28 protein-coding genes are annotated in these 26,996 nt (G+C 33.3%); 19 read left to right on the forward strand and 9 right to left on the reverse strand.

Features of this window, described 5'->3' with window-relative positions:
* Position 1: 1 nt before the first annotated feature.
* The 5 genes from mutL to HKP48_RS11620 form a co-directional block, all read right to left on the reverse strand.
* Positions 2-1,864 (reverse strand): DNA mismatch repair endonuclease MutL, encoded by a 1,863-nt coding sequence (gene mutL, locus HKP48_RS11600; protein ID WP_296346020.1) that lies wholly within the window; start codon positions 1,862-1,864, stop codon positions 2-4.
* Positions 1,864-2,169 carry a hypothetical protein gene (locus HKP48_RS11605; protein ID WP_296346023.1) on the reverse strand — a complete coding sequence of 102 codons (306 nt, stop codon included), beginning with the start codon at positions 2,167-2,169 and terminating at the stop codon, positions 1,864-1,866. The genes mutL and HKP48_RS11605 overlap by 1 nt, the downstream gene beginning before the upstream one ends.
* A 7-nt stretch (positions 2,170-2,176) precedes the next feature.
* On the reverse strand, positions 2,177-2,392 hold the full coding sequence (locus HKP48_RS11610; RefSeq protein ID WP_296346024.1) for a hypothetical protein: 216 nt from the start codon (positions 2,390-2,392) through the stop codon (positions 2,177-2,179).
* A gap of 142 nt (positions 2,393-2,534) precedes the next feature.
* Entirely contained in the window at positions 2,535-3,047 is a 513-nt protein-coding gene (gene ribH, locus HKP48_RS11615) for a 6,7-dimethyl-8-ribityllumazine synthase (RefSeq protein ID WP_296346026.1), read from the reverse strand.
* Positions 3,048-3,050: 3 nt separating this feature from the next.
* Positions 3,051-3,818: a tetratricopeptide repeat protein gene (locus HKP48_RS11620; protein ID WP_296346027.1), complete on the reverse strand. Its 768-nt coding sequence runs from the start codon at positions 3,816-3,818 to the stop codon at positions 3,051-3,053.
* A gap of 138 nt (positions 3,819-3,956) precedes the next feature.
* Here HKP48_RS11620 and HKP48_RS11625 point away from each other — a divergent pair, with 138 nt between their 5' ends.
* The 15 genes from HKP48_RS11625 (at position 3,957) to HKP48_RS11695 (ending at position 20,720) form a co-directional block, all read left to right on the forward strand.
* Entirely contained in the window at positions 3,957-5,036 is a 1,080-nt protein-coding gene (locus tag HKP48_RS11625; RefSeq protein ID WP_296346028.1) for a DNA replication/repair protein RecF, read from the forward strand.
* 3 nt (positions 5,037-5,039) lie between these two features.
* Positions 5,040-5,462 (forward strand): lipocalin family protein, encoded by a 423-nt coding sequence (locus tag HKP48_RS11630; RefSeq protein WP_296346031.1) that lies wholly within the window; start codon positions 5,040-5,042, stop codon positions 5,460-5,462.
* A 3-nt stretch (positions 5,463-5,465) separates the two neighbouring features.
* On the forward strand, positions 5,466-5,762 hold the full coding sequence (locus HKP48_RS11635; RefSeq protein ID WP_296346033.1) for a DUF721 domain-containing protein: 297 nt from the start codon (positions 5,466-5,468) through the stop codon (positions 5,760-5,762).
* Positions 5,763-5,843: 81 nt separating this feature from the next.
* A complete protein-coding gene (locus tag HKP48_RS11640) occupies positions 5,844-6,374 on the forward strand; it encodes a CIA30 family protein (RefSeq protein WP_296346035.1) in 531 nt (176 codons plus the stop codon).
* Between the two features lie 54 nt (positions 6,375-6,428).
* On the forward strand, positions 6,429-8,639 hold the full coding sequence (locus tag HKP48_RS11645; protein WP_296346037.1) for a RelA/SpoT family protein: 2,211 nt from the start codon (positions 6,429-6,431) through the stop codon (positions 8,637-8,639).
* A gap of 113 nt (positions 8,640-8,752) precedes the next feature.
* A complete protein-coding gene (locus HKP48_RS11650) occupies positions 8,753-9,208 on the forward strand; it encodes a transcriptional repressor (RefSeq protein ID WP_296346039.1) in 456 nt (151 codons plus the stop codon).
* A gap of 9 nt (positions 9,209-9,217) precedes the next feature.
* Positions 9,218-10,492, forward strand: a complete 1,275-nt coding sequence (locus HKP48_RS11655; RefSeq protein ID WP_296346041.1) for an adenylosuccinate synthase — start codon at positions 9,218-9,220, stop codon at positions 10,490-10,492.
* Between the two features lie 602 nt (positions 10,493-11,094).
* Positions 11,095-11,226 (forward strand): hypothetical protein, encoded by a 132-nt coding sequence (locus tag HKP48_RS11660; RefSeq protein ID WP_296346044.1) that lies wholly within the window; start codon positions 11,095-11,097, stop codon positions 11,224-11,226.
* A 184-nt stretch (positions 11,227-11,410) separates the two neighbouring features.
* A complete protein-coding gene (locus HKP48_RS11665) occupies positions 11,411-13,117 on the forward strand; it encodes an OstA-like protein (RefSeq protein ID WP_296346045.1) in 1,707 nt (568 codons plus the stop codon).
* Positions 13,117-14,292 (forward strand): aspartate aminotransferase family protein, encoded by a 1,176-nt coding sequence (locus HKP48_RS11670; RefSeq protein ID WP_296346047.1) that lies wholly within the window; start codon positions 13,117-13,119, stop codon positions 14,290-14,292. The genes HKP48_RS11665 and HKP48_RS11670 overlap by 1 nt, the downstream gene beginning before the upstream one ends.
* 147 nt (positions 14,293-14,439) lie before the next feature.
* Complete coding sequence (locus HKP48_RS11675) at positions 14,440-15,846, forward strand: tetratricopeptide repeat protein (RefSeq protein WP_296346048.1); 1,407 nt, start codon at positions 14,440-14,442, stop codon at positions 15,844-15,846.
* 42 nt (positions 15,847-15,888) lie between these two features.
* A complete protein-coding gene (locus tag HKP48_RS11680) occupies positions 15,889-16,863 on the forward strand; it encodes a DUF368 domain-containing protein (protein ID WP_296346050.1) in 975 nt (324 codons plus the stop codon).
* Between the two features lies 1 nt (position 16,864).
* Positions 16,865-17,881: a DUF368 domain-containing protein gene (locus HKP48_RS11685; RefSeq protein ID WP_296346053.1), complete on the forward strand. Its 1,017-nt coding sequence runs from the start codon at positions 16,865-16,867 to the stop codon at positions 17,879-17,881.
* Positions 17,853-18,608 carry a shikimate dehydrogenase gene (locus HKP48_RS11690; RefSeq protein ID WP_296346055.1) on the forward strand — a complete coding sequence of 252 codons (756 nt, stop codon included), beginning with the start codon at positions 17,853-17,855 and terminating at the stop codon, positions 18,606-18,608. The genes HKP48_RS11685 and HKP48_RS11690 overlap by 29 nt, the downstream gene beginning before the upstream one ends.
* A gap of 90 nt (positions 18,609-18,698) precedes the next feature.
* Positions 18,699-20,720, forward strand: a complete 2,022-nt coding sequence (locus tag HKP48_RS11695; RefSeq protein ID WP_296346057.1) for a DUF349 domain-containing protein — start codon at positions 18,699-18,701, stop codon at positions 20,718-20,720.
* Between the two features lie 249 nt (positions 20,721-20,969).
* Here the strand turns inward: HKP48_RS11695 and mazG are convergent, their stop codons facing one another.
* The 4 genes from mazG to ruvX form a co-directional block, all read right to left on the reverse strand.
* A complete protein-coding gene (gene mazG / locus HKP48_RS11700; RefSeq protein ID WP_296346059.1) occupies positions 20,970-21,743 on the reverse strand; it encodes a nucleoside triphosphate pyrophosphohydrolase in 774 nt (257 codons plus the stop codon).
* 70 nt (positions 21,744-21,813) lie between these two features.
* Complete coding sequence (locus HKP48_RS11705) at positions 21,814-22,239, reverse strand: DUF5606 domain-containing protein (RefSeq protein WP_296346061.1); 426 nt, start codon at positions 22,237-22,239, stop codon at positions 21,814-21,816.
* Positions 22,240-22,249: 10 nt separating this feature from the next.
* Positions 22,250-22,840: a peptide deformylase gene (def, locus tag HKP48_RS11710; RefSeq protein WP_296346063.1), complete on the reverse strand. Its 591-nt coding sequence runs from the start codon at positions 22,838-22,840 to the stop codon at positions 22,250-22,252.
* Between the two features lie 76 nt (positions 22,841-22,916).
* Positions 22,917-23,327: a Holliday junction resolvase RuvX gene (gene ruvX / locus HKP48_RS11715; RefSeq protein WP_296346065.1), complete on the reverse strand. Its 411-nt coding sequence runs from the start codon at positions 23,325-23,327 to the stop codon at positions 22,917-22,919.
* Between the two features lie 129 nt (positions 23,328-23,456).
* Here ruvX and HKP48_RS11720 point away from each other — a divergent pair, with 129 nt between their 5' ends.
* Genes HKP48_RS11720 through HKP48_RS11735 form a run of 4 tightly spaced genes read left to right on the forward strand, consistent with a single transcriptional unit; the run spans position 23,457 to position 26,993 of the window.
* A complete protein-coding gene (locus tag HKP48_RS11720; protein ID WP_296346066.1) occupies positions 23,457-24,272 on the forward strand; it encodes a 2,3,4,5-tetrahydropyridine-2,6-dicarboxylate N-succinyltransferase in 816 nt (271 codons plus the stop codon).
* 18 nt (positions 24,273-24,290) lie between these two features.
* Positions 24,291-25,259: a Stealth CR1 domain-containing protein gene (locus tag HKP48_RS11725; RefSeq protein WP_296346068.1), complete on the forward strand. Its 969-nt coding sequence runs from the start codon at positions 24,291-24,293 to the stop codon at positions 25,257-25,259.
* Between the two features lie 9 nt (positions 25,260-25,268).
* Positions 25,269-25,949 carry a phosphocholine cytidylyltransferase family protein gene (locus HKP48_RS11730; protein ID WP_296346070.1) on the forward strand — a complete coding sequence of 227 codons (681 nt, stop codon included), beginning with the start codon at positions 25,269-25,271 and terminating at the stop codon, positions 25,947-25,949.
* Positions 25,950-26,993, forward strand: a complete 1,044-nt coding sequence (locus HKP48_RS11735) for a CDP-glycerol glycerophosphotransferase family protein (protein ID WP_296346073.1) — start codon at positions 25,950-25,952, stop codon at positions 26,991-26,993.
* Positions 26,994-26,996: the final 3 nt, after the last annotated feature.

A 26,996-nucleotide genomic window follows, 5' to 3' on the forward strand; every position in this document is an offset into this window, starting at 1 on the left:
ATTACATAAATTTCTTTTCGATATCGTCAATACCTAACGTTATAAAAGTTGTTTTATTTGTTGGAGACACGGATGGTTCTTTACAAGCAAATAGCCTATTGACAATATGCTCTTGCTCTTCTTCATTTAACGATTGCCCTGTCTTTATAGCTAAACTCTTTGCTAAAGATTTTGCTAATAAATCAGAAGGACTAAAATTTTGGTCTGGGACATCATTTTCTACATCACTAATAAGCTGCTCTAAAACTATAGACACTTCACTTTCTGGCACACCGACAGGAATACCTATGATAGATATTTTCTCGTTACTATCTTTTGAAAATTGAAATCCAGCAAATTCTAAATCGCTCTGTAACTGTTTAATAATTTGTAAATCCGAATTAGAAAAATTTAGCACCAATGGAAATAGCAATTGTTGTGTTGTAGCTTCTTTAGAGGTTAATTGCTTTAGTAAACTCTCATATAAAATGCGTTGATGTGCTCTATTTTGGTCTATAATTAGCATACCCGATTTTATAATACTTACTACGTATTTTTGGCGTAGTTGATAAATTGTTTTTATCTGAGCTTCCGTTTCGGGCTTAAAGATAGACGATGTTTTTGCTTCAGTTTCAAAATTAACTTCCTTAAAATCAATTAAATTAGAATTTGACTTTGATTCCAATCCCACATATAGACTTTCCCAATTAGCCTCTGGCGTTTTAGAAAAATTTTGCCCGTAACTACCTTTTTCAGTAGATTTATGAGCTTGGTTATTGCCAAAAGGATTAAAACTTCTATCAACTTCAATCGTTGGTGTCCTTCCTTCTTTATTTTTGTAATTATATGGTGTATCTAGATTAGTATCACTTTGAAAATCCAACACTGGTGCAATATTAAATTGTCCAAGACTGTGCTTTACTGATGAACGCAAAATGGCGTATAGTGTATGTTCGTCATCAAATTTAATTTCCGTTTTAGTCGGATGAATATTGATATCTATTGTTTTTGGGTCAACCGTTAAGTTCAAAAAATAACTAGGATGATAGCTGTCTTTTAGTAAGCCTTCAAAAGCAGAATTGATAGCGTGGTTTAAATATGGACTTTTTACAAATCGATGATTAACAAAAAAGAATTGTTCTGATTTTGTTTTCTTAGAAAACTCAGGTTTGCCGACAAATCCTGAGACTGTGAGTACCTCAGTTGCCTCTTCAACTGGCACTAATTTTTCATTAGTCTTACTCCCAAAAATATTAACTACACGTTGACGATAATTACTGGTTGGTAGGCTGAAAAGTTCACTTCCATTATGAAACATAGAAAATGCAATGTTAGGATGTGCCAATGCAACGCGATGAAATTCATCAGAGACATGACGCAACTCTACCGTATTTGATTTTAAAAAATTTCGCCTTGCAGGAATATTAAAAAATAAGTTCTTTACAGCAACAGAAGTTCCTTTTGGTGTTACCGTAACCTCTTGCGATTTTACGTCGCTGCCTTCGATGACTAACTGTGTGCCTAGCTCGTCATTTTCTTGTTTTGTTTTTAATTCTACATGAGCAATCGCAGCAATACTTGCTAATGCTTCTCCTCTAAACCCCTTGGTATTTAATTGAAATAAATCTTCAGCAGACCTTATTTTGGAAGTAGCATGACGCTCAAAAGATAATCGTGCATCCGTAACACTCATTCCTTTACCATTATCAATAACCTGAACTAAGGTTTTGCCAGCTTCTTTAAGTATTAGTTTTATTTCAGACGCATTGGCATCAATAGCATTTTCTAGTAGTTCTTTAACTACAGAAGCAGGGCGTTGGACAACCTCTCCCGCTGCAATTTGATTAGCAACATGGTCTGGTAATAGTTGAATGATATCTGACATTAGTTTTTAACCGAAAATATAGATAAGTCAAAGTCTAAAATGTAAAGTGAAATAAAGACCAAGACTAAAATTATGATGTATATTGTTGTGTTAAAACCAGAATTACTTCTATTTCTACTACTCAATCTGCTTTCGTGCCAATGCCCAGAAAAATCGTTTTTATTTAGCTCTTCAGAATAAGCATCAAACTTTGTAGGATAAGCGGATTCGTTAATATCCTCTTTCCCTTTATAATATCTTGGTGTGTAATTAAATCTTCTATTCTTGGGTAATCCCTTAAATAACTTAAACTTTATTGGTCCCATAATACAACTAATTAATATATCCGTTAAGGATATAAATTAAAACAAATACACAGACTAAAAAAACTAGAAGCATCGGCAAAGAAGTTAAGAAATTACTCTTATTCCTACTATTACCTCTCATCTCCTCCCATTTTGCCTTCAGTTCTTCTCTAGATTCCGTTTTCTTAGAATCTGGTAATCTAGATTTAATATTAAAACGTCTTGGTTGTCTCTGATTAAACATAGTCTAATATATTACTATCGTTTCTTTCAAAAATACTTAAAATTCAAGTAAACCAAGTACAGCAAGTCCTAAAAATTGTTAACAAAAAGCCTGCCAAAACAAGAATTTATGACATAATAGTAATTGAAGAAAATGAAATGGATTAATAGCCCAAACGACCTCCTATTCCATTAGCATCCTTGCGCAGTTGTACCATTTTAATAGCTGCTATAGCAGCTTCAGTACCTTTGTTACCGTGTTTTCCGCCAGAGCGGTCAATGGATTGTTGCATATTATTATCGGTAAGTACACAAAAAATAACGGGAATATCACTAAGCACGTTTAAGTCCTTAATACCTTGGGTAACTCCGTCACATACAAAATCGAAATGCTTAGTCTCCCCTTGAATTACAGAACCAATAGCTATAACCACATCTACATTTTGATTTTGCATTTTTTTACAACCATAGATAAGCTCATAGCTTCCAGGAACATTCCAACGCTTTATATTTTTGTCAACAGCTCCGCAATCCTTTAGTGCTTCGATAGCACCGTTATAAAGACCCTCTGTTATATTATCATTCCATTCTGAAACAACAATCCCAAACCGAAAATCTTTCGCGTTTGGGATTGTTGTTTTATCGTAGTTCGATAAATTTTTATTTTCGGTAGCCATAATCTATAAGCTTGCTTGTGCTTTTCCGATGAGTTTGTCAATATCCTTAGCTTCATCAGAAGTAGAGAATTCTGATTTGATTCGGTTTAAATAATCTAATGCTTTTTGATTTTGATCTAAATTCATGGCTACAATTGCAGCTTTTTTTAAGTACAAAGGTGTTGTATAATCGTTAGTATTATCTGCAATTGCTTTTTGGTAATAATCTAAACCGTCTTCTAATTGATTAAGTTGTACAAATGCATCACCAATACCACCTTTAGCAATAGGTGATAGCATTAAATCTTTGCTTGAAAAATCACTCAAGTGCCTAATAGCCTCTTGGTATTTATTCATATTAAGATAAGCCATACCTGCATAGTAGCTCGCCAAATTTCCGGCCGGTGTACCACTATACTCACTAATTATATCTAACATTCCAAACTTTCCTTCACCACCTTGAAGTGATAAATTAAAGAGAGAATCTTTTGCAGTTGTAGCGTCAAGCGCCTCGTCAAAATAGCTTTGTGCCTGTGTCATTTCGTTCATAGCATCTTCTGCCTTTGGCTCGGCAATGAACTTATTATAACCCATATATGCTAAAAGCAATAGTGCAACGACACCAACAATACCATAGATATAGTTTTGATTTTTTATAACCCACTGCTCTGCTCTCGAAGCCGACTCATCTAAGGTATTAAAAACCTCAGCTGTTGTTGATTCTTCTTCAATTGCCTCAACCTTTTCCTTACTGGTTTTAGGTTTATATCCTCTTTTCTTATACGTTGCCATAATTTCTTATTTGTGCGAGGGCAAAAATAAAATTTTTATTGGTAATTAAAAGCCTATTTATTTGTTATTTTTCAATAATTTGCAACCCTAGTAAATCTAAAGAAAAAGCTTTTAAACACTACGATTACAACACATTCTATGATTCTTAATAGACTCTCATTGGTAAATTATAAGAATTTTGAAAGTTCAACTTTCGAGTTTGACACTAAAATCAATTGTTTTGTCGGCGCAAATGGCATTGGCAAAACAAATGCACTTGATGCCATTTATCACCTTGCATTTGGGAAGAGTTACTTTAATCCTGTTGCCACACAGAATATAAAACATGGTGAAGAATTCTTTGTTGTAGATGGTCAATTTGAAAAGAATGAGCGTGATGAAAAATTAATTGTTTCACTAAAAAAGGGACAGAAAAAAGTTATAAAACGAAATGGAAAAGCTTACGAGAAATTCAGTGAGCACATTGGTTTTATTCCTCTTGTTATTATCTCTCCTGCAGATCGTGACTTGATTAGCGAAGGCAGTGATGTAAGACGTAAATTTATTGATAGTGTTATCTCTCAAAGTGATAAAGCTTATTTAAAAGATGTTATTAGCTACAACAAAGTTCTATCGCAACGCAACGCCTTATTAAAATACTTTGTAGCTAACAATACATTTAATGCAGACACTTTAGAGGTCTATAACGAGCAACTCAAAACTTTTGGACAGCCTGTTTTTGAAAAAAGACAAGCATTCCTAAAAACGTTTATACCTATTTTCAAAGAACGTTATGCTAGCATCAGCAACAGTAATGAAACCGTTAACTTAACCTACAAAAGTGATTTGTTTGATGGAGATTTAATAGATTTGCTACAAACATATCTCGCCAAAGACCGCGCTATCCAATACACTAGCGTTGGTGTACACAAAGACGATTTACAGTTTAAAATTGAAGACTACCCAATTAAAAAATTTGGTAGCCAAGGACAACAGAAATCTTTTCTTATTGCTTTAAAGTTGGCACAATTCGATTTTATAAAACAGCAAAGTGGCGTACCTCCTATTTTACTTTTAGACGATATTTTTGATAAATTAGATGAAAATCGTGTGTCACAAATCATTAGCATGGTTGACAATGACCATTTTGGACAAATTTTTATCAGCGACACACATGCAGAACGTACAGAGCATGTGGTAAAACAAATTCACCAATCCTATAAAATCATTAAGCTTTAATACATGAAACGCATAGTCCTTATTTTTGTTTTAACACTTTTAATATCCTGTTCTAAAAATCCAGAAGAATTTATTAAGCATGTCAATGGGTATTGGGAAATCAAACAAGTTATCTTCCCTAACGGGGATAAAAAAGATTATAAATACAATGAAAATATTGACTACATAAGCATTGATGATAGCCTAAAAGGGTTTAGAAAAAAATTGAAACCTGGATTTAATTCCAAATATGTTACTTCAAAAGATGCAGAAGGCATTACAGTAAAAATTGAAAACGATAGCCTTAACCTCTATTACAAAACACCATATACCAGTTGGAAAGAAACTGTTTTAAGTGCTAGCGAAAGCACCTTAAAAGTAGTTAATGGCAGAGAAACAGTTTATATTTACAAAAGGTATAAACCTATGAAAATAGATTTAGAATAAAAGATGGCAAGACGTAATAACGACAATCAATCTATCGAAGATATTCTTAAAGAATTTGTCTCAAGCAACAAGCTTCAAAGTGGTTTAGACAAAGTAAATGTGCGAGAAGCTTGGACTAAACTTATGGGAAATGGTGTCAATAATTACACCATCGCCATCGAATTAAAGCACAAAACACTTTACGTACAGTTAAGCTCTAGCGTACTGCGTGAGGAATTGAGCTATGGCAAAGAAAAAATTATTGCAATGCTAAATGAGGCCATTGGCAAAGAGGTAATCAAGACTTTAGTTTTACGCTAATATAAGTACTAAAATTTCCTTAAACCATTAATTACTAACCGAAATGCTTAATATCTTTGTAAAAACCTTAGGTATTAACTCATGAAATATCTCATATTTCAACTTTTAATTTCAATAATCCTTCCACAAATGACCTTATTCGATTTTAATTCAGAAAGTAATACTCGTAGTTGGCGCATTGTGGACGATGTTGTTATGGGTGGACGCTCTGATGGTAGTTTTAAATTAGATGAAGACGGCCATGGTCAGTTTTTTGGCGAAGTTTCCTTGGAAAACAACGGTGGTTTTTCATCCGTTAGATATAATTTTGACACCATTAATTCTTCCGCACACCAATCGTTTCAACTCAGAATTAAAGGCGATGGCAAGTCCTATCAATTTAGAGTTAAAGCTTCAAACCGTCAACGTTATTCTTATATATATACCTTTAAAACATCAGGAGAGTGGGAAACAATTTTGATTCCATTTGGAAAAATGAAACCGTCTTTCCGAGGCTATGAGCTTAACCAACCAAATTACAACGGTGTACAAATGGAAGAAATTGCTTTTCTTATTGGAAACAAAAAAGAGGAATGTTTTAAACTCTTAATTGATTCTATTATCTTAAAGTAAAATTCTCAGCACAAAACAATTGCTTATTACGATTGGTCTTATTACTTTAGTTCTATGACTGAGGAAGCTATCGAACAAGAAAATGCAGCTATTGCAAAAGCCTATAAAGAGCTTTTAAAAGTAAGCTATCAAGCCTTAAGCCGTGACGACAAAAAACTGATTCGCCATGCTTTTGAGGTGGCTGTTGATGCGCACAAAGACCAACGTCGTAAATCTGGCGAAGCCTATATTTTTCATCCGATTGCAGTAGCCAAAATCGTCGCTCAAGAAATTGGTATGGATGCAACCAGTATCGCTGCGGCTTTACTTCATGATGTAGTTGAAGATAATCCTAACTACACTATAGCAGATATGGAACGTCTTTTTGGTGAAACCGTAGCCCGCATTGTAGATGGACTCACAAAAATTTCGTCCTTAAAGAAGGATATGGATGTCTCTTTACAAGCGGAGAATTTCAGAAAAATGCTATTAACACTTAATGAAGATGTCCGTGTTATTATCATTAAAATTGCTGACCGTTTGCATAATATGCAAACCATGGACTCAATGCGAAGCGATAAACAAGTAAAGATTGCTTCAGAAACGTTATACATTTATGCACCACTTGCTCACAGAATCGGTTTATATAATATTAAAACTGAGCTTGAAGATTTAGGTTTAAAATACACACAGCCCGAAGTTTTTAATTCTATATCTAACAAAATTGAAGATAGTAAAGAAGAGCAAGATGCTTATATCGAAGATTTCTCGAAGGTCATTAAAGATTCGTTAGACAAAGAAGGACTTGAGTACGAAATTAAAGGGCGACCAAAATCTATTTTCAGTATCCGCCGAAAAATGCAAAAGCAAGACGTTTCCTTTGATGAAGTGTATGATAAATTTGCTGTAAGAATAGTCTATAAGTCAGACATCCCGAACGAAAAGTTCTTGGCGTGGAAAATATACTCTATTGTAACAGACCACTTTACGCCAAACCCTATTCGTCTTCGTGATTGGATTTCTTCACCAAAATCTACAGGTTACGAAGCCTTACACATTACTGTTGTTGGGCCAAAAAGCCGCTGGGTCGAAGTGCAAATCCGTAGTGAGCGAATGAATGAAATTGCAGAAAAAGGTTATGCTGCACATTACAAATATAAAAATGCAAATGAAAAGGATGATAGTCTAGATATCTGGATAAATAGACTTCAAGAAACACTTCAAAATAATGACGCAGATGCTGTAGATTTTGTAGAGCAATTTAAACTCAACTTATACTCTAAAGAAATATTTGTCTTCTCGCCGAAAGGAGATTTAAAATCCCTTCCAAAAGGAGCAACACCATTAGATTTTGCTTTCAGCATTCATACAGAAGTGGGTATGAAAACACGCGGCGCTAAAGTCAATGGAAAATTGGTACCATTAAGTCATGAGCTTAAAAGTGGTGATCGTATCGAGATATTAACTTCAGAAAATGCTAAACCAAATAGCAACTGGTTAGACTATTCTACAACTGCAAGAGCACGTAGTAAAATTAAATCCTTTCTCAATGCCGATAAAAAAGAAGTGGCTGAAGAAGGAAAAGAAATTTTACGCAGAAAACTTAAACAACTTAAAATAGCTCTCAATGAAAAATCTGTTAATGAGCTTGTTAATTATTTTAAGCTAAGCACTTCCTTAGACTTATTTTACCGAGTCGGTCTAGGTACAATAGATAATACAATGCTTAAAGCCTACGCGGCATCCAGAAGTAATGCTTTTGTTAATTACATCAAAAACAAAATATCACGTAAGCCAGAAACGCCTAAGAATATCAATAAAGAAGAAATTACTTCTAAGTACGATATGCTTGTTTTTGGTAAAGAGGAAGAAAAATTAGATTACACATTAGCTCAATGTTGTAATCCCATTCCTGGAGATAAGGTATTCGGATTTTTAACCATTAATGATGGCATAAAAGTTCATAAAAAAAACTGTCCAAATGCCTTGAGCCTACAGTCGAATTATGCCTACAGGATAATGCAAGCCAAATGGATTGACTCCTCACAGCAAGAATATACTTCACAGATTTTATTATCTGGTTTGGATGATTTGGGTTTGGTAAACGATGTCACTAAAGTGATTTCTGCAAACATGCATGTAAATATGAAAAGCCTTAATTTCTCTAGTGATGATGGAATTTTTACAGGAAAAATAACAGTTGTTGTAAAAAATAAAGCCATGCTAAAAAAACTGATGGATAATCTAAAGAAAATTAATGGTATTGATAAGGTTACTAGAGCCTAAACTGAAAAAACCAAGCATTTTTGCTGTCCTTGAAAACTTGTTGATTTCTTTTATTTTTTAGTTTAACTTTAGTATCTGAATGGTACAATTTTGTTTAAATTTACAACTTGATTATGAAGGCAAAAACTGAAGAAAGTAACCAAGAGATTGTAAAACGTGTTTTTACACAATTTCTAGAAGACAAAGGTCATAGAAAAACACCTGAGCGTTATGCTATTCTTCAGGAAATCTACGACAGTGAAGAACATTTTGATATTGAATCTTTATACATCAAAATGAAAAACAAAAACTATCGTGTAAGCCGTGCTACACTTTACAATACCATTGAATTATTACTAGACTGCGCGCTTGTCCGAAAGCATCAATTTGGACAAAACCAAGCACACTATGAAAAATCATATTTCGATAAGCAACACGACCATGTTATTTTAACCGATACTGGTGAGGTTATAGAATTCTGTGACCCACGTATTCAATCAATCAAAAAAACCATAGAAGAAGTTTTTGATATCGAAATCAATAACCATTCACTTTACTTTTATGGCAACCGAAAAAACAACACTAACTAACTTTTTACAATGGCAGTAGATTTACTACTAGGACTACAATGGGGTGATGAAGGCAAAGGAAAAATTGTCGATGTACTCACCTCCAAATACGATATTATTGCACGTTTTCAAGGTGGCCCAAATGCAGGTCACACTTTAGTTTTTAATGGCAGAAAGCATGTTTTACACACCATTCCTTCAGGAATTTTTCATGACGATACTGTGAATTTAGTAGGCAACGGTGTGGTGATTGATCCAGTAATTTTTAAAAAAGAACTAGATAAATTAGACGAGCAAAATGTAGACTATAAAAAATCCCTGCTCATATCTAGAAAAGCCCATATCATTTTACCAACACATCGATTACTAGATGCCGCAAGTGAAACTGCAAAAGGAAAAGCAAAAATTGGTTCTACCTTAAAAGGAATTGGTCCAACCTATATGGATAAAACCGGTAGAAATGGTATCCGCGTCGGTGATGTAGAATTGACAGGTTGGAAAGACAAATACAGAGCTTTAGCCAATAAGCATGAAGCCATGATTGATTTCTACAACGTAGACATCCAATATAATTTAAAAGAATTAGAAGCTGAATTTTTCAGTGCTGTAGATACTTTAAAATCATTAAAGTTTATTGATTCTGAAGAATATGTACATCAAGCACAAGCATCTAAAAAGACCATATTAGCAGAAGGTGCGCAAGGCTCATTACTAGATATTGATTTTGGAACATACCCTTTTGTAACCTCTTCTAATACTACAGCTGCTGGCGCTTGCACAGGTTTGGGTGTAGCACCAAATAGTATTGGAAAAGTTTACGGTATTTTTAAAGCTTACACAACGCGTGTAGGTTCAGGACCTTTCCCAACAGAATTATTTAATGAAGACGGTGCTACCATGGCACGTGTTGGTCACGAATTTGGCGCAACTACGGGACGCCCAAGACGTTGTGGTTGGTTAGATTTGGTAGCCTTACGCTATGCTTGCCAAGTTAATGGCGTTACAGAACTCATCATGATGAAAGGCGATGTACTTTCTGGTTTTAAAAGTTTGAAGGTGTGTACGGCATACAACTATAAAGGCGACGAAATCACACATTTACCATACAACATTGAAGAAGAAAATGTTACACCTATTTATACTGAATTAAAAGGCTGGGAAGCAGATTTAACAGGAATGACTGAAGCTTCACAATTACCAGATGCACTAAATGGTTATGTAGAATTTTTGGAAAAAGAATTAAACATACCTATTACAGTTGTGTCTGTTGGTCCTGATAGAAAGCAGACGATTATTAGAAAGTAAACAAATGCTTTTTTAGTAATTATTTGAAAATTTTACGCAATTGGTATTATATTTCTTCCTCTAAAACTATTTGATGGAAGTCCTAAATCTTAACATTTTCAACATCCTAATAATTTCCGGTGTTCTACATGGAATCATTTTTAGTATTGTTGCCTCTACACAAAAAAATTTATCACTAACAATACAATCTATCTTGCTTTAGTTGTATTTTTTTATCTCTAAGTAATTTACAAGCTAGATTCAAGTCTTAATTATAGTCAGTCTAATAATTTTGACACATGGACTGAAAATGAAAAATCACAATATAAAAATTTAAAAAAACTTGCTTATTATGTTAATGGAAAAGAAAATCAGAGATATCAAAAGATACTTTATTCGATAGATATATCTTTTTCAATTATGTATTAAATGACAAAAACGTAGAAAGAAGAGAAAGACGTTTAGTCCAATTTGATTCGCTATTTTATTCATTTAGAAATAAAATAAATACAATTGGTATTAACAATCTTGAAGCAAAACCTATACGTTATTACAAAAATCATAAAATTTATGAGCCTTTTGATGAAAGTAAATCAAACAAGAAAACTATAAGTGGAGAAAAAATGTATACAAGAAGTGATAATGTATTTGTTTATTATAAAAAAGATAACCCAGAAAACCCTCTTGGCACATTAGTATTTGAGCCAGAAACAAGTAAATTGGTATCATGGGTTCTACTTTGCCAAGGTAATTAATGTTACTTTTTGACCTTTAATCTACTCTAGATAAAAAATTAAAATAATGCTTCGAAATATCGAAGTATTATTTTTTTCAATCTAATTCATTTTATGTCGTTACATTTGTAGCAAATTCTATGTATTGAAGTTTCATCTAAAATTAATATTTGTAGTTTTTCTCTGTAACTCCGCTTTTGTAAGCTTGTCCCAAAGCAAAGAGAAACTAAAAATAATTTATACGGGTCGTGCAAAGACGTTAGTAAATGAAGTTGATGGTTCAGTAACCACATTTCTTAGAGACAACCAACAGCAGGTACATTTTGTACATAACGGTATCAATTTGTATTGTGACAAAGCCATTTTATACAAAGAACAAGATTTTATCGAAGCTTTTAGCAACGTACGCATGGTACAAGGCGATACTATAACTATGACTGCTAATTACACAGAGTATAGTGGAAAAACAGAACTCGCTTTTGCTAGAGGTAATGTTATTCTCAAAGAACCTGAATCTACGCTTACTACAAACAAACTTCATTTTGACAGAAAAAAGCAACAGGCCTATTACGATACCAAAGGAAAAGTAGTCAGAGATTCTTCAGGAACCATAACCAGTAACATTGGTCGTTATTACATGCAAACCAAAAAATATCAGTTTATAGATAGTGTAGTTTTAGTCAATCCTGAATACACCTTAAAAACTAAGCGTTTAGACTTCTTTAATGATTCTGGACATGCTTATATTTTTGGTCCTTCCACCATTACAGGAGAGGATAATGATATTTATTGTGAGCGTGGTTTTTATGACACACAAGAAGATTTCGGTCATTTTCAACGTAACGCAAAAATCAATTACGACAATCGTGAAGTCAAAGGCGATAGTATGTACTTTGACCGCACGTTGAATTTTGCTTCGGCTACAAATAACATAAAAGTTACCGATACCATAAATAATAGTATCGTAAAAGGTGATTATGCCGAAGTATGGAAAGCAAAAGACTCTCTTTTTATTACCGGTCGCGCATTAGCGATTTCTGTTCAAGAACAAGATTCAATCTATATGCATAGTGATACATTAATGGTGACTGGTCCAGAAGAACATCGTATAACAAGAGCTTTTTACAATGCCAAAATCTACAAAAGCGATTTGGCTGGTAAGGCCGATTCAATTCATGTAGACCACAAATCTGGTTTAACACAGATGATAAACTTAGCGCGCTACGATTCTAAAGACCCATTCGCAATTAAACGTAAACCTGTACTTTGGAATTTGGACAACCAGATGTCTGGAGATACTATTCATCTTATCTCCGATGTTAAGACAGAAAAACTAGACTCTCTAAAGGTTTTTTATAACGCTTTTTTAGTTAGCAAAGACACCATTAGTGAAGATGGCTACAACCAAACAAAGGGAAAAGAACTTATTGGTTTGTTTAGAGATAATGAGTTGTATAATGTAGATATTATAAAAAATGCAGAAGTCATTTACTATTCAAGAAATGATTTGGGCGAACTTATAGGTATTAACAAATCTAAATCGGGAAGTATTACTATTAAGATTGCTAATAATGATATTGAAGAAATTAGACTCATCAATAAGATTGACGGAGATTTGAGTCCAGAATCATTATTCCCCAATAATGCCAATAAATTACGTGGTTTTGACTGGCGAGGCGAAGAACGTCCAAATAGTGTGGAAGATTTATTCAAAGACGATAAGTCAAGAAAACTTCCAGCCATCAAAGGTTTAGACGATTACATTCCGCCAGAAGATTTTTTTGATGAAGCTGTTTTAGAGCGCGTTGAAACTGCTAAACCAAAGAATGCGAAATCAGAAAATAGAGCTGCTCGAAATATTCCAAATAATGAAAAAGCAGAGCCTAAAAAGGAGAAAAAATCAGGCAAATAATGCAAGACGATTTTTTTAAATACCAAGCACAAACAACACCTCATCCACTAGCCATGGAAGTTAGCCATGCAGAAGGAAGTTACATTTACGACAAAGAAGATAACGCGCATTTAGATTTTGTCGCTGGCGTTTCGGCAACACCCTTAGGACACCGTCATCCTAAAGTTGTTTCGGCTATAAAAACCCAACTTAATAAGTACCTACATGTTATGGTATATGGAGAATATATCCAGGAACCTGCAGTAGCCTTAGCTAAACTTATAGCAGACCAATTACCAATATCTTTAAATACTACATATCTTGTTAATTCAGGTACTGAAGCCATTGAAGGCAGTCTTAAATTAGCACGACATTATACTGGCAGAACTGAAATTATTGCTGCCAAAAATGCATATCACGGTAATACGATGGGCGCATTAAGTTTAATGGATTATCAAGAACGCAAACGCCCCTTTTTACCATTATTACCCAATATTAGACATATTACCTTTAATTGTGATTTTTGCTTAAACCAAATCACAGAAAAAACGGCGGCTGTTATTTTAGAGACAATTCAAGGTGGTGCGGGCTTCATTGAACCTGTAAACGGCTATCTAAAAAAGGTAAGGGAACGCTGTAATGCTGTTGGTACCTTATTGATTTTGGATGAAATTCAACCTGGATTTGGTCGTACTGGCAAACTGTTTGGTTTTGAAAATTATGATTGTATACCAGATATTTTAGTCACTGGAAAAGGTCTTGGCGGTGGCATGCCTATTGGTGCATTTACAGCATCTAATGCGATGATGACCACCTTGAGCGATAATCCAAAACTAGGACATATCACAACATTTGGCGGACATCCCGTGATAGCAGCAGCTGCACACGCAACTTTAAAAGAAATTACAGAATCTCAACTTATTGCTGAAACTTTAGAAAAAGAAAAATTAATACGTAAAACTCTTCAACATCCAAAAATCAAAGAAATCAGAGGGCGAGGGTTGATGCTGGCTGTTATTACAGAGTCTGCAGAGGTTACTAATCAAGTTATCCTAAAAGCAAAAGACCAAGGCTTAATATTATTTTGGTTGTTGTTTGAACCAAAAGCTATTCGAATTACACCGCCTTTAACAATTTCAAATGAGGAGATACTTAAAGGATCTAATATAATCTTAGACATCCTCAATTCACTTTAATCCCTTAAATCTGCAGTATTTATTATTAGTGGTATAACTATTGCGAAGAATTTAACTGTTAACTACTTTGTTAAAAACATTACATTTTTAAAACTCAAACTTTAAACTATAACACTAAATTTATTTTATTGAATATTACATCTGCCTATGGAGTATAGTCAAAATGAAAATTATAATAACATGTCCCTCACAAAGTTTGAGTCCATGCTAAAAACAAATGATGTTTTGTTTTTTGATTCAAACGAATTCGAAAACATTATTCATCATTATCTCGAAAATGGTAAAATTTCTCTCGCTAAAAAAGCCATAAAATTAGGACTTCAACAGCACCCAACATCCATAAATCTTCGTTTATTTAAAATTGAAATTCTTGTTATAGAAAATAAGTTTGATGAGGCCAATACCATTTTAGAAGAGCTTCACTTTCTAGAACCTAATAACGAAGAAATTTTTATTCAAAAAGCTAACGTATTATCAAAGCAAGACTTCCATCAAGAAGCCATTAACGCACTTTTGATGGCGCTTGATTTGTCGAATACACCTGAAGATGAAAGTGACCTTTATGGCCTTCTAGGTATGGAATATCTCTTTTTAGAACAGTTTGAAAATGCATTATTATACTTTCAGAAGTGTTTAGAAATAGACCTCACAGATTATTCAGCGTTACATAATGTTATTTATTGTTTTGACTTTTTAGATAAAAATGAAGAAGCTATAGATTTTTTAAATGCCTATTTAGACACCAATCCTTATTGTGAAGTGGCTTGGCACCAATTAGGAAGACAGTATTTTTCTATAAAAGATTACATACGTGCAAATAGTGCTTTTGATTTTGCTATAATTTCTGACGACACATTTGTTGGAGCCTATCTTGAAAAAGGTAAGGTTTTAGAAAAACAGCAAAAGTACACTGAAGCAATTGAAAACTACAAAATCACACTAGCACTTGAAGACCCGACCTCCTTTGCTTTATTAAGAATCGGGTATTGTTACGAAAAACTTGGAGAAGACGATTTAGCAGTACAATTTTTTAACCGCACCGTTGAAGAAGATCCACTTTTAGATAAAGGATGGATTGCTATCACAAAATTTTTCAATAAAAAAAGAAACTACCAAAAAGCATTATATTATATAAAGAGAGCCGTAAATATTGACGGTGATAATGTTTTGTATTGGAAAATGTTTGCAAAAATAAACCTGCGCTTAAACTTTTTAGAAGAAGCTGCTGAAGGTTTTAAACGAACACTAGAACTAGGCAACTATGAACTAGACACTTGGATTTACAGAGCAGATATCCTAATAAAACTTGGCGAATACGATGCTGCAGTTTATAATTTACTTCAGGCAACTGAGTTTTATCCAGAATCTGAAGAAATAGAGTACAGACTTGGTGGTTTATATTTTAAACTCATGCAAACAGATAAAGGCCGTTATCATCTTAAAAATGCACTTCGCATTAATAATGAGCATGATTTTATTATAGATGAATTGTTTCCAAATTTGAAAAATAGACCTGTTGTAAAGGAGATTATTTTGTCTTCTAAAAAATCTTAAGGTTAAAAATCCATACCTTAGCGTTTCACATTAATTACAATTATGCAACGCAGCTTTTTCAGCTATTTAATTATTACTTTAAAGGGTATAGCCATGGGTGCAGCCGATGTTGTCCCTGGTGTTTCAGGTGGCACAATTGCCTTTATTTCTGGTATTTACGAAGAACTTATAGAGAGTATAGATAATGTAAATCTTGGATTTTTTAAAGTCTGGAAAACTTCAGATTTTAAAAGCGCATGGAAATCTATCAACGGTACATTTTTACTGGCTTTATTCTCAGGTATTGCCATAAGTATATTGTCATTAGCCAAATTAATAAAATGGTTGTTACATAATGAGCCAGTTTTGTTGTGGTCATTCTTTTTCGGTTTAGTTTTAGCTAGTATTTTGTATATCGCAAAACAAATAAAATCATGGTCACCTTTAGTTATTATAGCAATTTTACTAACCTCTATCCTATCCTATTACATTACTTTGGCAGAACCTTTTGCATCACCAGATAGCCCTTACTATTTAGTTTTTTGTGGATTCATTGCAATCATCGCTATGATTTTACCAGGCGTTTCAGGGGCTTTTATTCTACTTATATTAGGCGCATATCAGACAGCTATTGATACCGTAAACAATCTTCGTGATGGTATATTTACAGGCAATATAGAATTATTTAAGGACGCCTTAATCAATTTTGTGTTATTAGCTATTGGTGCTGTTATTGGTATAAAAGTCTTCAGTAAAATCCTAAATTGGATGTTTAAACATAAAAAAAACATCACTTTAGCCATACTTACAGGGTTTATGATTGGCTCTCTAAATAAGATTTGGCCATGGAAAAAAATACTCACTAGAAGATTAAATTCTGAAGGGCTTGAAGTTCCTCTTCTAGAAAAAAGTATACTCCCAAATAATTACAACGGAGAAAACCAATTATTCTTGGCAATAGTATTTATGACTATCGGTTTTCTTGTCATCCTGATCTTAGAACGATTAGGTAAAGGAAAAGAAAATTTAGATGCGTAATATGGAAAGTATCCGCTCGTTTAAGGACCGTGTATTTTTAGTCATAAAAGGATTAGCTATGGGAGCTGCTAACAAAGTACCTGGTGTTTCAGGTGGTGTCGTTGCATTTGTTGCTGGGTTTTACGAAGAGTTTATTTACTCTTTACAACGTGTTAATAAAACGGCCTTTAAATTACTCTTTAACGGACGGTTTAAAAGTTTTTATAAATACGTTAATGGTAAGTTTCTCTTCCTTCTTTTTTTAGGAATGATAATCAGTTATTTCAGCGTTTCAAAAATTTTAGATTATCTCATTGTGCACTACCAACTTTATGTATGGAGTACATTTTTTGGTATGATTTTAGGCTCTATATATTATATCGACAAAGACTTTGGTGATTGGAACGCCAAAACTGTTATTAGTCTATTGATAGGTGCTCTTATTGGAATAAGCATTAGTTTTCTAGACCCTGCCACAGAGAATGATAATCTCCTTTTTGTGTTTCTATGCGGAATAATTAGCGTCTCTGGGATGACTTTGCCTGGATTTTCGGGTTCTTTTATTCTTATTCTTCTAGGTAATTATGTTTTACTTTTGGTCGATTCCGTTAATGCTCTATACAATACAATTTCAGATATTATAACTTGTAATTTTGAATTTGTAAAAGATCAAGCGCGAATACGCATGCTAAAAGTACTCTCGGTATTCACATTGGGTTCCGTTACAGGGTTAGTAACGTTTTCTCATGTTTTAAATTACATTTTAAAACATTACAAAAGTATAACCTTAGCAACAATCATTGGTTTTATTATTGGCTCTTTAGGTGTAGTTTGGCCTTGGAAAAAAACGATTTACAAATTAGATACTAATGGCGACTCAGTTTTAGACTCAACAGGCGCTCCAATAATAGAAAATTATCAACGTTTTTTACCCGAACTTAATACGGAAACCTACACAGCTATAGCGTATATTGTATTCGGAATTTTAATCGTTTTAGCCCTTGAATGGTATGGACAACGGACAAAAAAAATCAAATAAATACGGCTTAATTGGTAAGGAAATCGATTACTCTTTTTCGAGAGGATATTTTGCTGAAAAATTTAAGACTAAAAACTTACCACACACATATGTAAATTTTGAACTTCAGGATATTTCAGAGTTTGAAAATATTTTTCAAGATTCTGAAAATATTAAAGGACTTAATGTTACTATTCCATACAAAGAAGACGTTATTCCTTTTTTAGATAAACTAGATAAGCGTGCTAAAAAAATAGGCGCTGTTAACACTATAAAGATTTCAAAAAAAGGAAAGCGTATTGGATATAATACCGATTATTTTGGTTTTAAAGAATCGCTAAAGCCACATCTAAAAAAACACCATAAAAAGGCTTTAATCTTAGGAACTGGTGGTGCTTCAAAGGCCATAGCTTATGCACTCAAACAACTAAAAATAAACTTTCACTTTGTGTCTCGCACAAAAAAAGATACAGTAAAATTTATTTATTCAGAATTAACAGAAACCATAATAAATGAACATCAAATATTGATTAATTGCTCACCTGTTGGGACGTTTCCAAATGTCTATAAATACCCAAATATCCCGTATGATGGAGTTACAGAACATCATATCCTCTATGACCTTATTTATAATCCTGAAGAAACAAAATTCTTACAATTAGGAAAATCTCAAAATGCAACTACAATTAATGGCTTAAAAATGTTAGAATTACAAGCAGAAAAATCTTGGGAAATATGGAATAGTTGAACCCATCATTTAAGCTTTGTTTACTCCCAAAAGCTTTTTAATTCTTAGGCTTTTATTATATTTACCTCCTATATTTAAAATTAACGACATATGTCTGAGAAAGATAACCTGCAAAATGCAGACGGAAAAAAAGAAGTTGAAGAAATCAAAGTTGAAGCGACTCCAAAAGAAATTGAAACCGAAGTAAAAGTTAAGGAAACTCCTACTGTAACTGAAGAAGAAAAGGTAGCAGAAACTAAAGTTACTAAAGCTAAAGGCCAACAGCATACTCCTGATGTACCTGAAGAAAACGTAGAGGAAGTTAAAACTCAAGAGGATGCACACGTCGAAGAGATAGAAAACTCTAATGCAGAAGATGCAGAAGACGAATCTAACGCCGAGCGTCACAAACTCGAGGATAAAGACTATCATGCAATGTCTATGGATTATTTGGTTTTAGAGTTTGAGAAACTTCTAAAAAATCAAAAAATACAAACTATCTCATCTCATGTCAATGAGATTAAAGCAGAATTCAAAGCTAAATACGCTGCACTTTTAGAGGAAAAAAAGGCTGAATTTGAAGCCGATGGCGGTAATCCTATTGACTTTTACTACTCTAACGACACCAAAAAACGCTTTAATACGGCTTCTAAAGAATACAAAAAAGCCATTAATGTCTATTACAAGGAAAGAGAGCAATCACTTAAACAAAACCTAGAGAATCGCCTAGCTATTATTGAAGAGATAAAAAATCTTGTTGGTGTTGAAGAAAACATGGGTGAAACCTATAAACACTTCAAAGAATTACAAGAAAAATGGCGAAATGCTGGCCCTATCCCTCGAGACAAGTATAATAATGCTTGGAATACATACCACCATCATGTAGAGCGCTTTTATGACTTCTTGCATCTTAATCGCGATTTGCGCGATATGGACTTTAAGCATAATTATGACCAAAAACTCAAGATTATTCAGCGTGCAGAGGAATTAGCTAAAGAAGACAACGTCAACTATTCGTTTAGAGAGTTACAAGTATTACACAAACTGTGGAAAGAAGAGTTAGGCCCAGTAGGTAAAAAACATCGCGAAGAAATTTGGGAGCGTTTTAGCAACGCTACAAAAATTATACATGATAAACGTCAAGAATATTATGCCGATTTAGACAAAGCTTACGAGAAAAATTTGGTCCGCAAGGAAGAAATAATAGAAAACATAAAAGCATTGAATACCGAAGAAAACGTTTCTCATGGTGTTTTACAAAAACGCATTAAAGAATTAGAAGCCTTGAGAGAGGCCTTTTTTAATGCAGGAAAAGTGCCTTTAAAACAAAATGAAGCCACTTGGAAAAAGTTTAAAGATGCTGTAAGAGAGTTTAACCGTAATAAAAACAAATTTTACAAAAATCTAAAAAAAGACCAATATGCCAATCTTCAGCAAAAACTAGAACTCATCAAAATTGCCGAAGACAACAAAGACAGTGACGATTTTAAAACCGTAACGCCTTTGATGAAAAACATACAAAATCAATGGAAAGCCATTGGTCATGTACCACGTAAAGATTCTGATAAAATCTGGAAACAGTTCAAAAATGCATGTAATCACTACTTTGACAGTATGCATGCAGAGCGTAAAGCCGAAAACCAAGAACTTTATGATGCTTTTGATAAAAAGCAAGCTTTATTAGATACTGTAAAGTCTTTTGAGTTTTCTGATGATGCTAAAGCCGATATCAAAAAACTACAAGACAAAATGAAGACTTTTAAAACTATTGGTTTTGTCCCTCAAAACAAACGGTACATTGATGGTAAATTTTACAAAGCTATTGATGCCGCTTTTGATAAACTAAAAATGGATAAATCCAAGCTAGAAATGCTTCGTTTTGAAGGACGCTTAGAGAATCTAAGCGGCAGTGATGATACAAGACAGTTAGATAACGAGCAAAACTTTATACGTAAGAAAATTGATGAAGTAAAATCTGAAATTAACCAACTAGAAAACAATTTACAGTTTTTTTCTAACGTTAATGCAGACAACCCACTCGTAAAAGATGTCCATAAAAACATTGCCAAGCACAAAACATCTCTAGATACTTGGAAAAGCAAGTTGAAACGCGTCCGTGAAATGTATTCCTAATAAATCACTTAAGTCATCGCTTGCCTTTCTGCAAAAGTTCTTGCTATTTTTCAATATATAATTACATAAATCTCAAAACCCACTTGTTTTCACAAGTGGGTTTTGCCCTAACTAAACTAAATTAACCTTAATTACAACCGCTAAATAATAATTAAGATTCTACAAATAGAAAACCACCTTAGAGTAGCTTTCAATATAGTTACGTGTTAAATTTTATTTTAGATTTTTGATTGTAAAACTTTAACAGTTTTAAAGTTTTTTAGCTTCTTCCCAGAAAACATCCATCTCAGATAATGTCATGTCTTTGAGTGGTTTTTGTAGTTCTTTGGATTTCCCTTCTAAATACTGAAAACGTTTAATAAACTTTTTGTTTGTTCGCTCTAGAGCGTTTTCGGGATTAACCTTTAAAAACCTCGCATAATTAACCATGGAGAATAAGACATCACCAAATTCGCTATCAATTCTGTCTGTATTTCCCGCGGTAATTTCGGCTTTGAGTTCAGCAATCTCCTCTTCTACTTTTTCAAAAACTTGTTCTGGTTTTTCCCAATCAAAACCAACACCTGCTACTTTATCTTGTATACGGTTTGCCTTTACCATAGCTGGTAAACTTTTGGGTACACCTTCTAAAACACTCTCTTTACCTTCTTTGAGTTTTAGTTGTTCCCAATTGCGTTTTACATCTTCTTCATCTTTAACCTCAACATCTCCATAAATATGTGGATGACGGTCTACGAGTTTATCGCAAATACTGTTGCAAACCTCTGCAATATCAAAGTCTTTAGTTTCGCTACCTATTTTAGAATAGAATACGATGTGCAACAATACATCTCCTAATTCTTTTTTAACTTCATCTAAGTTATTATCTAGAATAGCATCCCCGAGTTCGTAAACTTCCTCTATTGTTAAATGACGAAGGGACTCCATGGTTTGCTTTTTATCCCAAGGACATTGATCCCTAAGCTCATCCATTATGGTTAGCAAACGGTCAAAGGCTTCTAATTGGGCTTTTCTATCAGACATAAACTGAACGTGTTTTATGGTCTAAATTACCACAATGCATTATTAAAATTAAAGAAATGTCTTTCTAAGTTTATTCCTCTTCAGAAACGTCAGCAGTTTCATCTTCTTCAAGAGTACCCAGCAAATCATTTCTTTGAAGAATATTGTACCACTGAATCACCTTCTTTATATCAGAAGTGTAAACGCGGTCTTCATCATACTCTGGCAAAATATCGAAGAAAAATTCTTCTAATTCGTCTTTACTTGCTTTATGGCTAACATCAGTTTGCTTACCATCATGCTTGGCTTTAATTGTTTTTAAAACCTCGCGTAAGGGCACTTCTTCTGTTAACGTGTAGATGGCAATCTCACTAAGAATACTGATATTGCTATGCGCTCCTACGGTGATTCGTTTTTTGTCGATTAAAGATTCAACTACGGCACCTGTTCTGGTTTGTGTCACAATTTGATGCAGTCCTGGTTTTCCAGAAATTGATAAAATTTTATCTAAACTCATATTATAATTTTTAGCGTTTTCTACTCATTGCAGGAAAACGCATTCTGTAATCTACTCTAATTTTACCCTTAGAAATGTTTAGTAACTTTCCTTTAAGTATTCGTTTTTTGAAGGATGATAATTTATCTGTAAACAAAACACCTTCAATATGATCATACTCATGCTGAATAACACGTGCAATTAAGCCATCGTATTCTTCAACATGCGTATTAAAATCTTCGTCTTGGTATTGTATTTTTATTTTTGGTTGTCTAAATACATCTTCTCTAACATCTGGTATACTTAAACAACCCTCATTAAAAGCCCACTCATCTCCTTCTTCTTCAAGAATTACTGGATTTATGAATGTCTTCTTGAAATTTTTTAGTTGTGCTGCTTCTTCTTCAGAAAAATCATCATCTTCAGCGAATGGAGAGGTATCTACCAAAAACATACGTATAGCCAGACCTATTTGTGGCGCTGCTAAACCAACACCATAAGCACCATACATGGTTTCGTACATATTTGTAATAAGTTCATCTAACTTTGGATAATCCTTATCGATTTCCACAGCTTTTTTCTTTAAAACCGGGTCGCCATATGCTACTATTGGTAAAATCATCTTATTATTTTTTACGGATGCAAAAATACAATTCTTAGCATATTTTTATAGTTGTTTTAAGATAATTGTAACTGCTCTACTGTGAGGACATGAAACTCTGTAATATGAGCGTTGCACTAATCTCATCTACTAAAGCTTTGTTTCTGCGTTGCTTTTTACTTAAACCACCATCTATCATTGCTTGAAATGCTATTTTGGATGTAAAACGCTCGTCCACACGATCTACTGCAATATGCGGTATTGTTTTTTCTAACTTAACTAAAAACTTTTGAATAAAAACTTCACTTTCAGAATCTGTATTATCCATTTGTTTTGGAAGACCAATAATAATTTTGTCTACCTCTTCTTTTGAAGTATAATCTTTCAAAAACAAAATAAGCTCAGAAGTATTTACCGTGGTTAAACCGGAGGCAATTATCTGCAACTTGTCAGTTACTGCAATTCCTGTTCGTTTTGTACCGTAATCTATAGCTAAAAGTCTTCCCATATTTGCTGCAAAGATAACTATAAAACCTGTTTATTATTTCACACTTTATTGAATAGTCACAATTTTTTCAAAATAGTTTCATAGAGTTTTACTAGCCTCTTATCTTTGGCACTCTAAAATTCCTAAACTATGAAACAACTACAGACCGTAATAGAAAATGCTTGGAATGACCGTTCTTTGCTCAACAATGAAGTAACACAAGATGCCATAAGAAGTGTTATTACACTCATTGACAAAGGAACTTTGCGTGTTGCAGAACCTACAAGTGATGGTTGGCAAGTAAACGAGTGGGCAAAAAAAGCGGTAGTACTTTATTTTCCAATACAAAAAATGGAAACTCTTGAAGCTGGTATATTCGAATACCATGATAAAATGCCATTAAAGAGAGATTATGCTGCTAAGGGAATACGAGTGGTGCCAAATGCTGTGGCGCGACATGGTGCTTATATTTCTAAAGGTGTTATAATGATGCCAAGTTATGTTAATATCGGCGCTTATGTAGATGAAGGTACTATGGTAGATACGTGGGCAACCGTTGGTAGTTGTGCTCAGATAGGTAAAAATGTTCATTTATCTGGTGGTGTTGGTATTGGTGGTGTTTTAGAACCTTTGCAAGCCGCTCCTGTTATTATTGAAGACGGTGCCTTCATTGGCAGTAGATGTATAGTTGTTGAAGGTGTAAGAGTAGAAAAAGAAGCGGTTCTTGGTGCTAATGTTGTACTTACCATGAGTACAAAAATAATCGATGTTACAGGTGACCAACCTGTTGAGATGAAAGGACGAGTACCTGCTCGTTCGGTAGTTATTCCTGGTAGTTATACTAAGAAATTTGCTGCTGGAGAATTTCAAGTACCATGTGCTTTAATTATTGGTAAACGTAAAGAAAGTACAGATAAAAAGACATCACTTAATGATGCTCTGAGAGAATATGACGTTGCGGTTTAAATTATTAAATTGCAGCATATGAATAATTCAATCGATGCGGTTATAACCTGGGTAAATGGGAATGATACTATTTGGCAAGAGAAACTTAATAACTATGCCGAAACAAAGATTAACTTTGATAATAAAAAGTCTAGTAAAAGATATAATTCCATAGGCGAAATTGATGTAGCTATAAAATCAATTATAAAATATGCCCCATTTGTTAAAAATATTTATTTAGTGACAGATGACCAAAAGCCTGAAAAATTTGATGATTTAAAAAACAGAGCAAAACGAAATAATATTGAATTGGTTCTTGTTGACCACAGAACCATTTTTAGAGGCTATGAGGAATGTTTACCTACTTTCAATTCTTGCTCTATAGGTTGTATGCTTTTTAGAATACCCAATTTAACAGAACATTTTATTGTTTTTAATGATGATACATTTTTAATGAGAGAAACTAAGCCTTCTGATTTTTTTATTGACGGTAAACCAATAATAAGAGGTAAGTGGAGTCGTTTTGATGAGGACAGACATTTAAGAAATCTATATCATAGTTTCAAATTTTTTTTTAGAAAAAACATTAAATCAAATAAAAAGGGTTTTAAGAACTTTCAGCAAACTAGCGCAAAGCTGGCTGGAACCAAAAATTACCTTAGACGCTTCCACACTCCGGTTTGTATAAGGAAGTCTACTTTAGAGTCATTTTTTGTAACTAACAAGTTACTTAAGGAGAATGTAAAATACCGATTTAGAAATAAGAGTCAGTTTATTATTTCATCACTATCAGAGCATTTAGAAATACGAAACAAAACTTTTCATTTTAGTAGTCAAACAAATTTGACTTACTTTAGGTCCTACAAGAAATTACTGCTTACCAAATTAAAATTATACTTATTTAAGATTAATAAGAAAAAACTATTTATGACCTTTCAAAGTCTTGAGTTGGCCAACCAAAAAACACAAGATTATATCCTAGCGTGGATTAATAAAAGGTTAGATTAAAACCATACTATGAAGATTATAATACTAGCTGCAGGAATTGGCTCAAGACTTGGAAACCCATTTCCAAAACCACTAACACCACTTAAAAATGGTAAGAGCATAATGAAAATGCAAACCGATAATATCTCATCAAGATTCGATGTGGATGACATTAATGTGGTTGTAGGTTTTAAGAAAGACCTTATTATGGAGCGATTTCCTGAGCTAACTTATGTTTACAATCCATTTTTCGACAGAACCAATACGTCTAAAAGTCTTCTAAAAGCACTTAAAAAGAATAAAGATAAATCTGTACTTTGGTTTAATGGTGACGTTGTTTTTGACGAAAAAATACTCGACATCTTGATACCATATATAAAAGATAACCAATCATTTGTAGCCGTAAACACCAGTAAAGTAGCAGAAGAAGAAGTGAAATACACATTAAAAAATGATTACATAAACGAATTATCAAAAACTGTAGTTAATGGACTAGGAGAAGCAGTTGGTATTAATTTTATTTCTTCAAATGATATTGAGAAATTTATAAATCGTCTTGAAGAATGCGATGATAACGACTATTTTGAAAGAGGTTTAGAGCTTGGGATAGAAAAAGACGATTTAAAAATAAAAGCGGTTGACATATCAAAATACAACTGTATGGAAATTGACTTTGTAGAAGACCTTGAAAGTGTAAACAATATGCTTTAAATGAAAACAATTCTATTTTGTCAAAATAATTATGCATTTGGAATTTTAGAACCAATAAGAGATGTTTTAAAAGAGCATAACTACGACTACTTGTGGTTTGTAACCAAAAAGATATCTATTAATTTTCCTTATGATGCAGATAACTCAACAAGTGAGATTTCAGATTTAGTTGCTTTTAAAGCAGATGCGATTTTTGCCCCTGGTAATGAAGTCCCTTATTATTTAAGAGGACTAAAAGTGCAAATATTTCACGGTTTGGCAGGTGAGAAAAAAGGACACTTTAGAATTAGACATTATTTTGACTTGTACCTCACTCAAGGACCATACTTTACTAGAGGTTTTAAAAAGCTAAATCAGAAATATAAAAATTTTGATGTTATCGAAACTGGCTGGTCAAAATTAGATATTTACGGAAAAAATAATCAAAAATATAATGCTAGTAAGTCCACCTTACTACAAAAACATAAAGCCAAGAAAATCTTACTTTACGCACCTACATTTTCTCCAAAACTTACATCAGCACCTTTTTTATTAGATGAATTTAAACATCTAGCTGAAAATACGGATTATCTCATACTCATTAAGTTTCATCCGCTAATGGCTGAGGATTGGATTATTAAATACAAAGCACTCTCCAATGAAGTTTCTAATATCATTTTTCAAGAAGAAAAAAATATCATCAAATTCTTATTGATATCCGATATTTTAATAAGTGACACTTCTTCTGTTATTTACGAATTTTTACTCCTTAACAAGCCCGTTGTTACATTTAAAAATATCTCAAAAAACATAAATTGGGAAGACTCTGAAGATTATAGCCAACTGAAATCTTTAGTAGAAAAAAATCTTAATCAAGACCCATACGCCAAAAAAAGAGATCTGGTAAAAAAGGAATACCATCCATATGATGATGGTCTTTCCGCCGAACGTATGGTCAACGTTACTAAAGACTATATTAAAAAAAATGGAGTGCCCTCGAAAAGAAAACTTCCTTTTTTAAGACGTCTAAAAATTCATTCAATATTTGGAAAATTACCTTCTTAATAT

Source organism: Winogradskyella sp. (assembly GCF_013042245.1).
Lineage (GTDB): Bacteria > Bacteroidota > Bacteroidia > Flavobacteriales > Flavobacteriaceae > Winogradskyella.

Bases quoted from the DNA above. Each gene is read 5' to 3' on its own strand.
- ruvX (WP_296346065.1), bottom strand. From the start codon at position 23,327: ATGGGAAGACTTTTAGCTATAGATTACGGTACAAAACGAACAGGAATT.
- HKP48_RS11695 (WP_296346057.1), top strand. From the start codon at position 18,699: ATGTCTGAGAAAGATAACCTGCAAAATGCAGACGGAAAAAAAGAAGTT.
- HKP48_RS11675 (WP_296346048.1), top strand. From the start codon at position 14,440: ATGGAGTATAGTCAAAATGAAAATTATAATAACATGTCCCTCACAAAG.
- def (WP_296346063.1), bottom strand. From the start codon at position 22,840: ATGATTTTACCAATAGTAGCATATGGCGACCCGGTTTTAAAGAAAAAA.
- HKP48_RS11635 (WP_296346033.1), top strand. From the start codon at position 5,466: ATGGCAAGACGTAATAACGACAATCAATCTATCGAAGATATTCTTAAA.
- HKP48_RS11650 (WP_296346039.1), top strand. From the start codon at position 8,753: ATGAAGGCAAAAACTGAAGAAAGTAACCAAGAGATTGTAAAACGTGTT.
- mazG (WP_296346059.1), bottom strand. From the start codon at position 21,743: ATGTCTGATAGAAAAGCCCAATTAGAAGCCTTTGACCGTTTGCTAACC.
- HKP48_RS11660 (WP_296346044.1), top strand. From the start codon at position 11,095: ATGTATACAAGAAGTGATAATGTATTTGTTTATTATAAAAAAGATAAC.
- HKP48_RS11620 (WP_296346027.1), bottom strand. From the start codon at position 3,818: ATGGCAACGTATAAGAAAAGAGGATATAAACCTAAAACCAGTAAGGAA.
- HKP48_RS11705 (WP_296346061.1), bottom strand. From the start codon at position 22,239: ATGAGTTTAGATAAAATTTTATCAATTTCTGGAAAACCAGGACTGCAT.
- HKP48_RS11645 (WP_296346037.1), top strand. From the start codon at position 6,429: ATGACTGAGGAAGCTATCGAACAAGAAAATGCAGCTATTGCAAAAGCC.
- HKP48_RS11655 (WP_296346041.1), top strand. From the start codon at position 9,218: ATGGCAGTAGATTTACTACTAGGACTACAATGGGGTGATGAAGGCAAA.
- HKP48_RS11685 (WP_296346053.1), top strand. From the start codon at position 16,865: ATGGAAAGTATCCGCTCGTTTAAGGACCGTGTATTTTTAGTCATAAAA.
- HKP48_RS11610 (WP_296346024.1), bottom strand. From the start codon at position 2,392: ATGTTTAATCAGAGACAACCAAGACGTTTTAATATTAAATCTAGATTA.
- HKP48_RS11625 (WP_296346028.1), top strand. From the start codon at position 3,957: ATGATTCTTAATAGACTCTCATTGGTAAATTATAAGAATTTTGAAAGT.
- HKP48_RS11690 (WP_296346055.1), top strand. From the start codon at position 17,853: ATGGACAACGGACAAAAAAAATCAAATAAATACGGCTTAATTGGTAAG.
- HKP48_RS11720 (WP_296346066.1), top strand. From the start codon at position 23,457: ATGAAACAACTACAGACCGTAATAGAAAATGCTTGGAATGACCGTTCT.
- HKP48_RS11680 (WP_296346050.1), top strand. From the start codon at position 15,889: ATGCAACGCAGCTTTTTCAGCTATTTAATTATTACTTTAAAGGGTATA.
- HKP48_RS11735 (WP_296346073.1), top strand. From the start codon at position 25,950: ATGAAAACAATTCTATTTTGTCAAAATAATTATGCATTTGGAATTTTA.
- ribH (WP_296346026.1), bottom strand. From the start codon at position 3,047: ATGGCTACCGAAAATAAAAATTTATCGAACTACGATAAAACAACAATC.
- HKP48_RS11640 (WP_296346035.1), top strand. From the start codon at position 5,844: ATGAAATATCTCATATTTCAACTTTTAATTTCAATAATCCTTCCACAA.
- mutL (WP_296346020.1), bottom strand. From the start codon at position 1,864: ATGTCAGATATCATTCAACTATTACCAGACCATGTTGCTAATCAAATT.
- HKP48_RS11670 (WP_296346047.1), top strand. From the start codon at position 13,117: ATGCAAGACGATTTTTTTAAATACCAAGCACAAACAACACCTCATCCA.
- HKP48_RS11730 (WP_296346070.1), top strand. From the start codon at position 25,269: ATGAAGATTATAATACTAGCTGCAGGAATTGGCTCAAGACTTGGAAAC.
- HKP48_RS11630 (WP_296346031.1), top strand. From the start codon at position 5,040: ATGAAACGCATAGTCCTTATTTTTGTTTTAACACTTTTAATATCCTGT.
- HKP48_RS11725 (WP_296346068.1), top strand. From the start codon at position 24,291: ATGAATAATTCAATCGATGCGGTTATAACCTGGGTAAATGGGAATGAT.
- HKP48_RS11605 (WP_296346023.1), bottom strand. From the start codon at position 2,169: ATGGGACCAATAAAGTTTAAGTTATTTAAGGGATTACCCAAGAATAGA.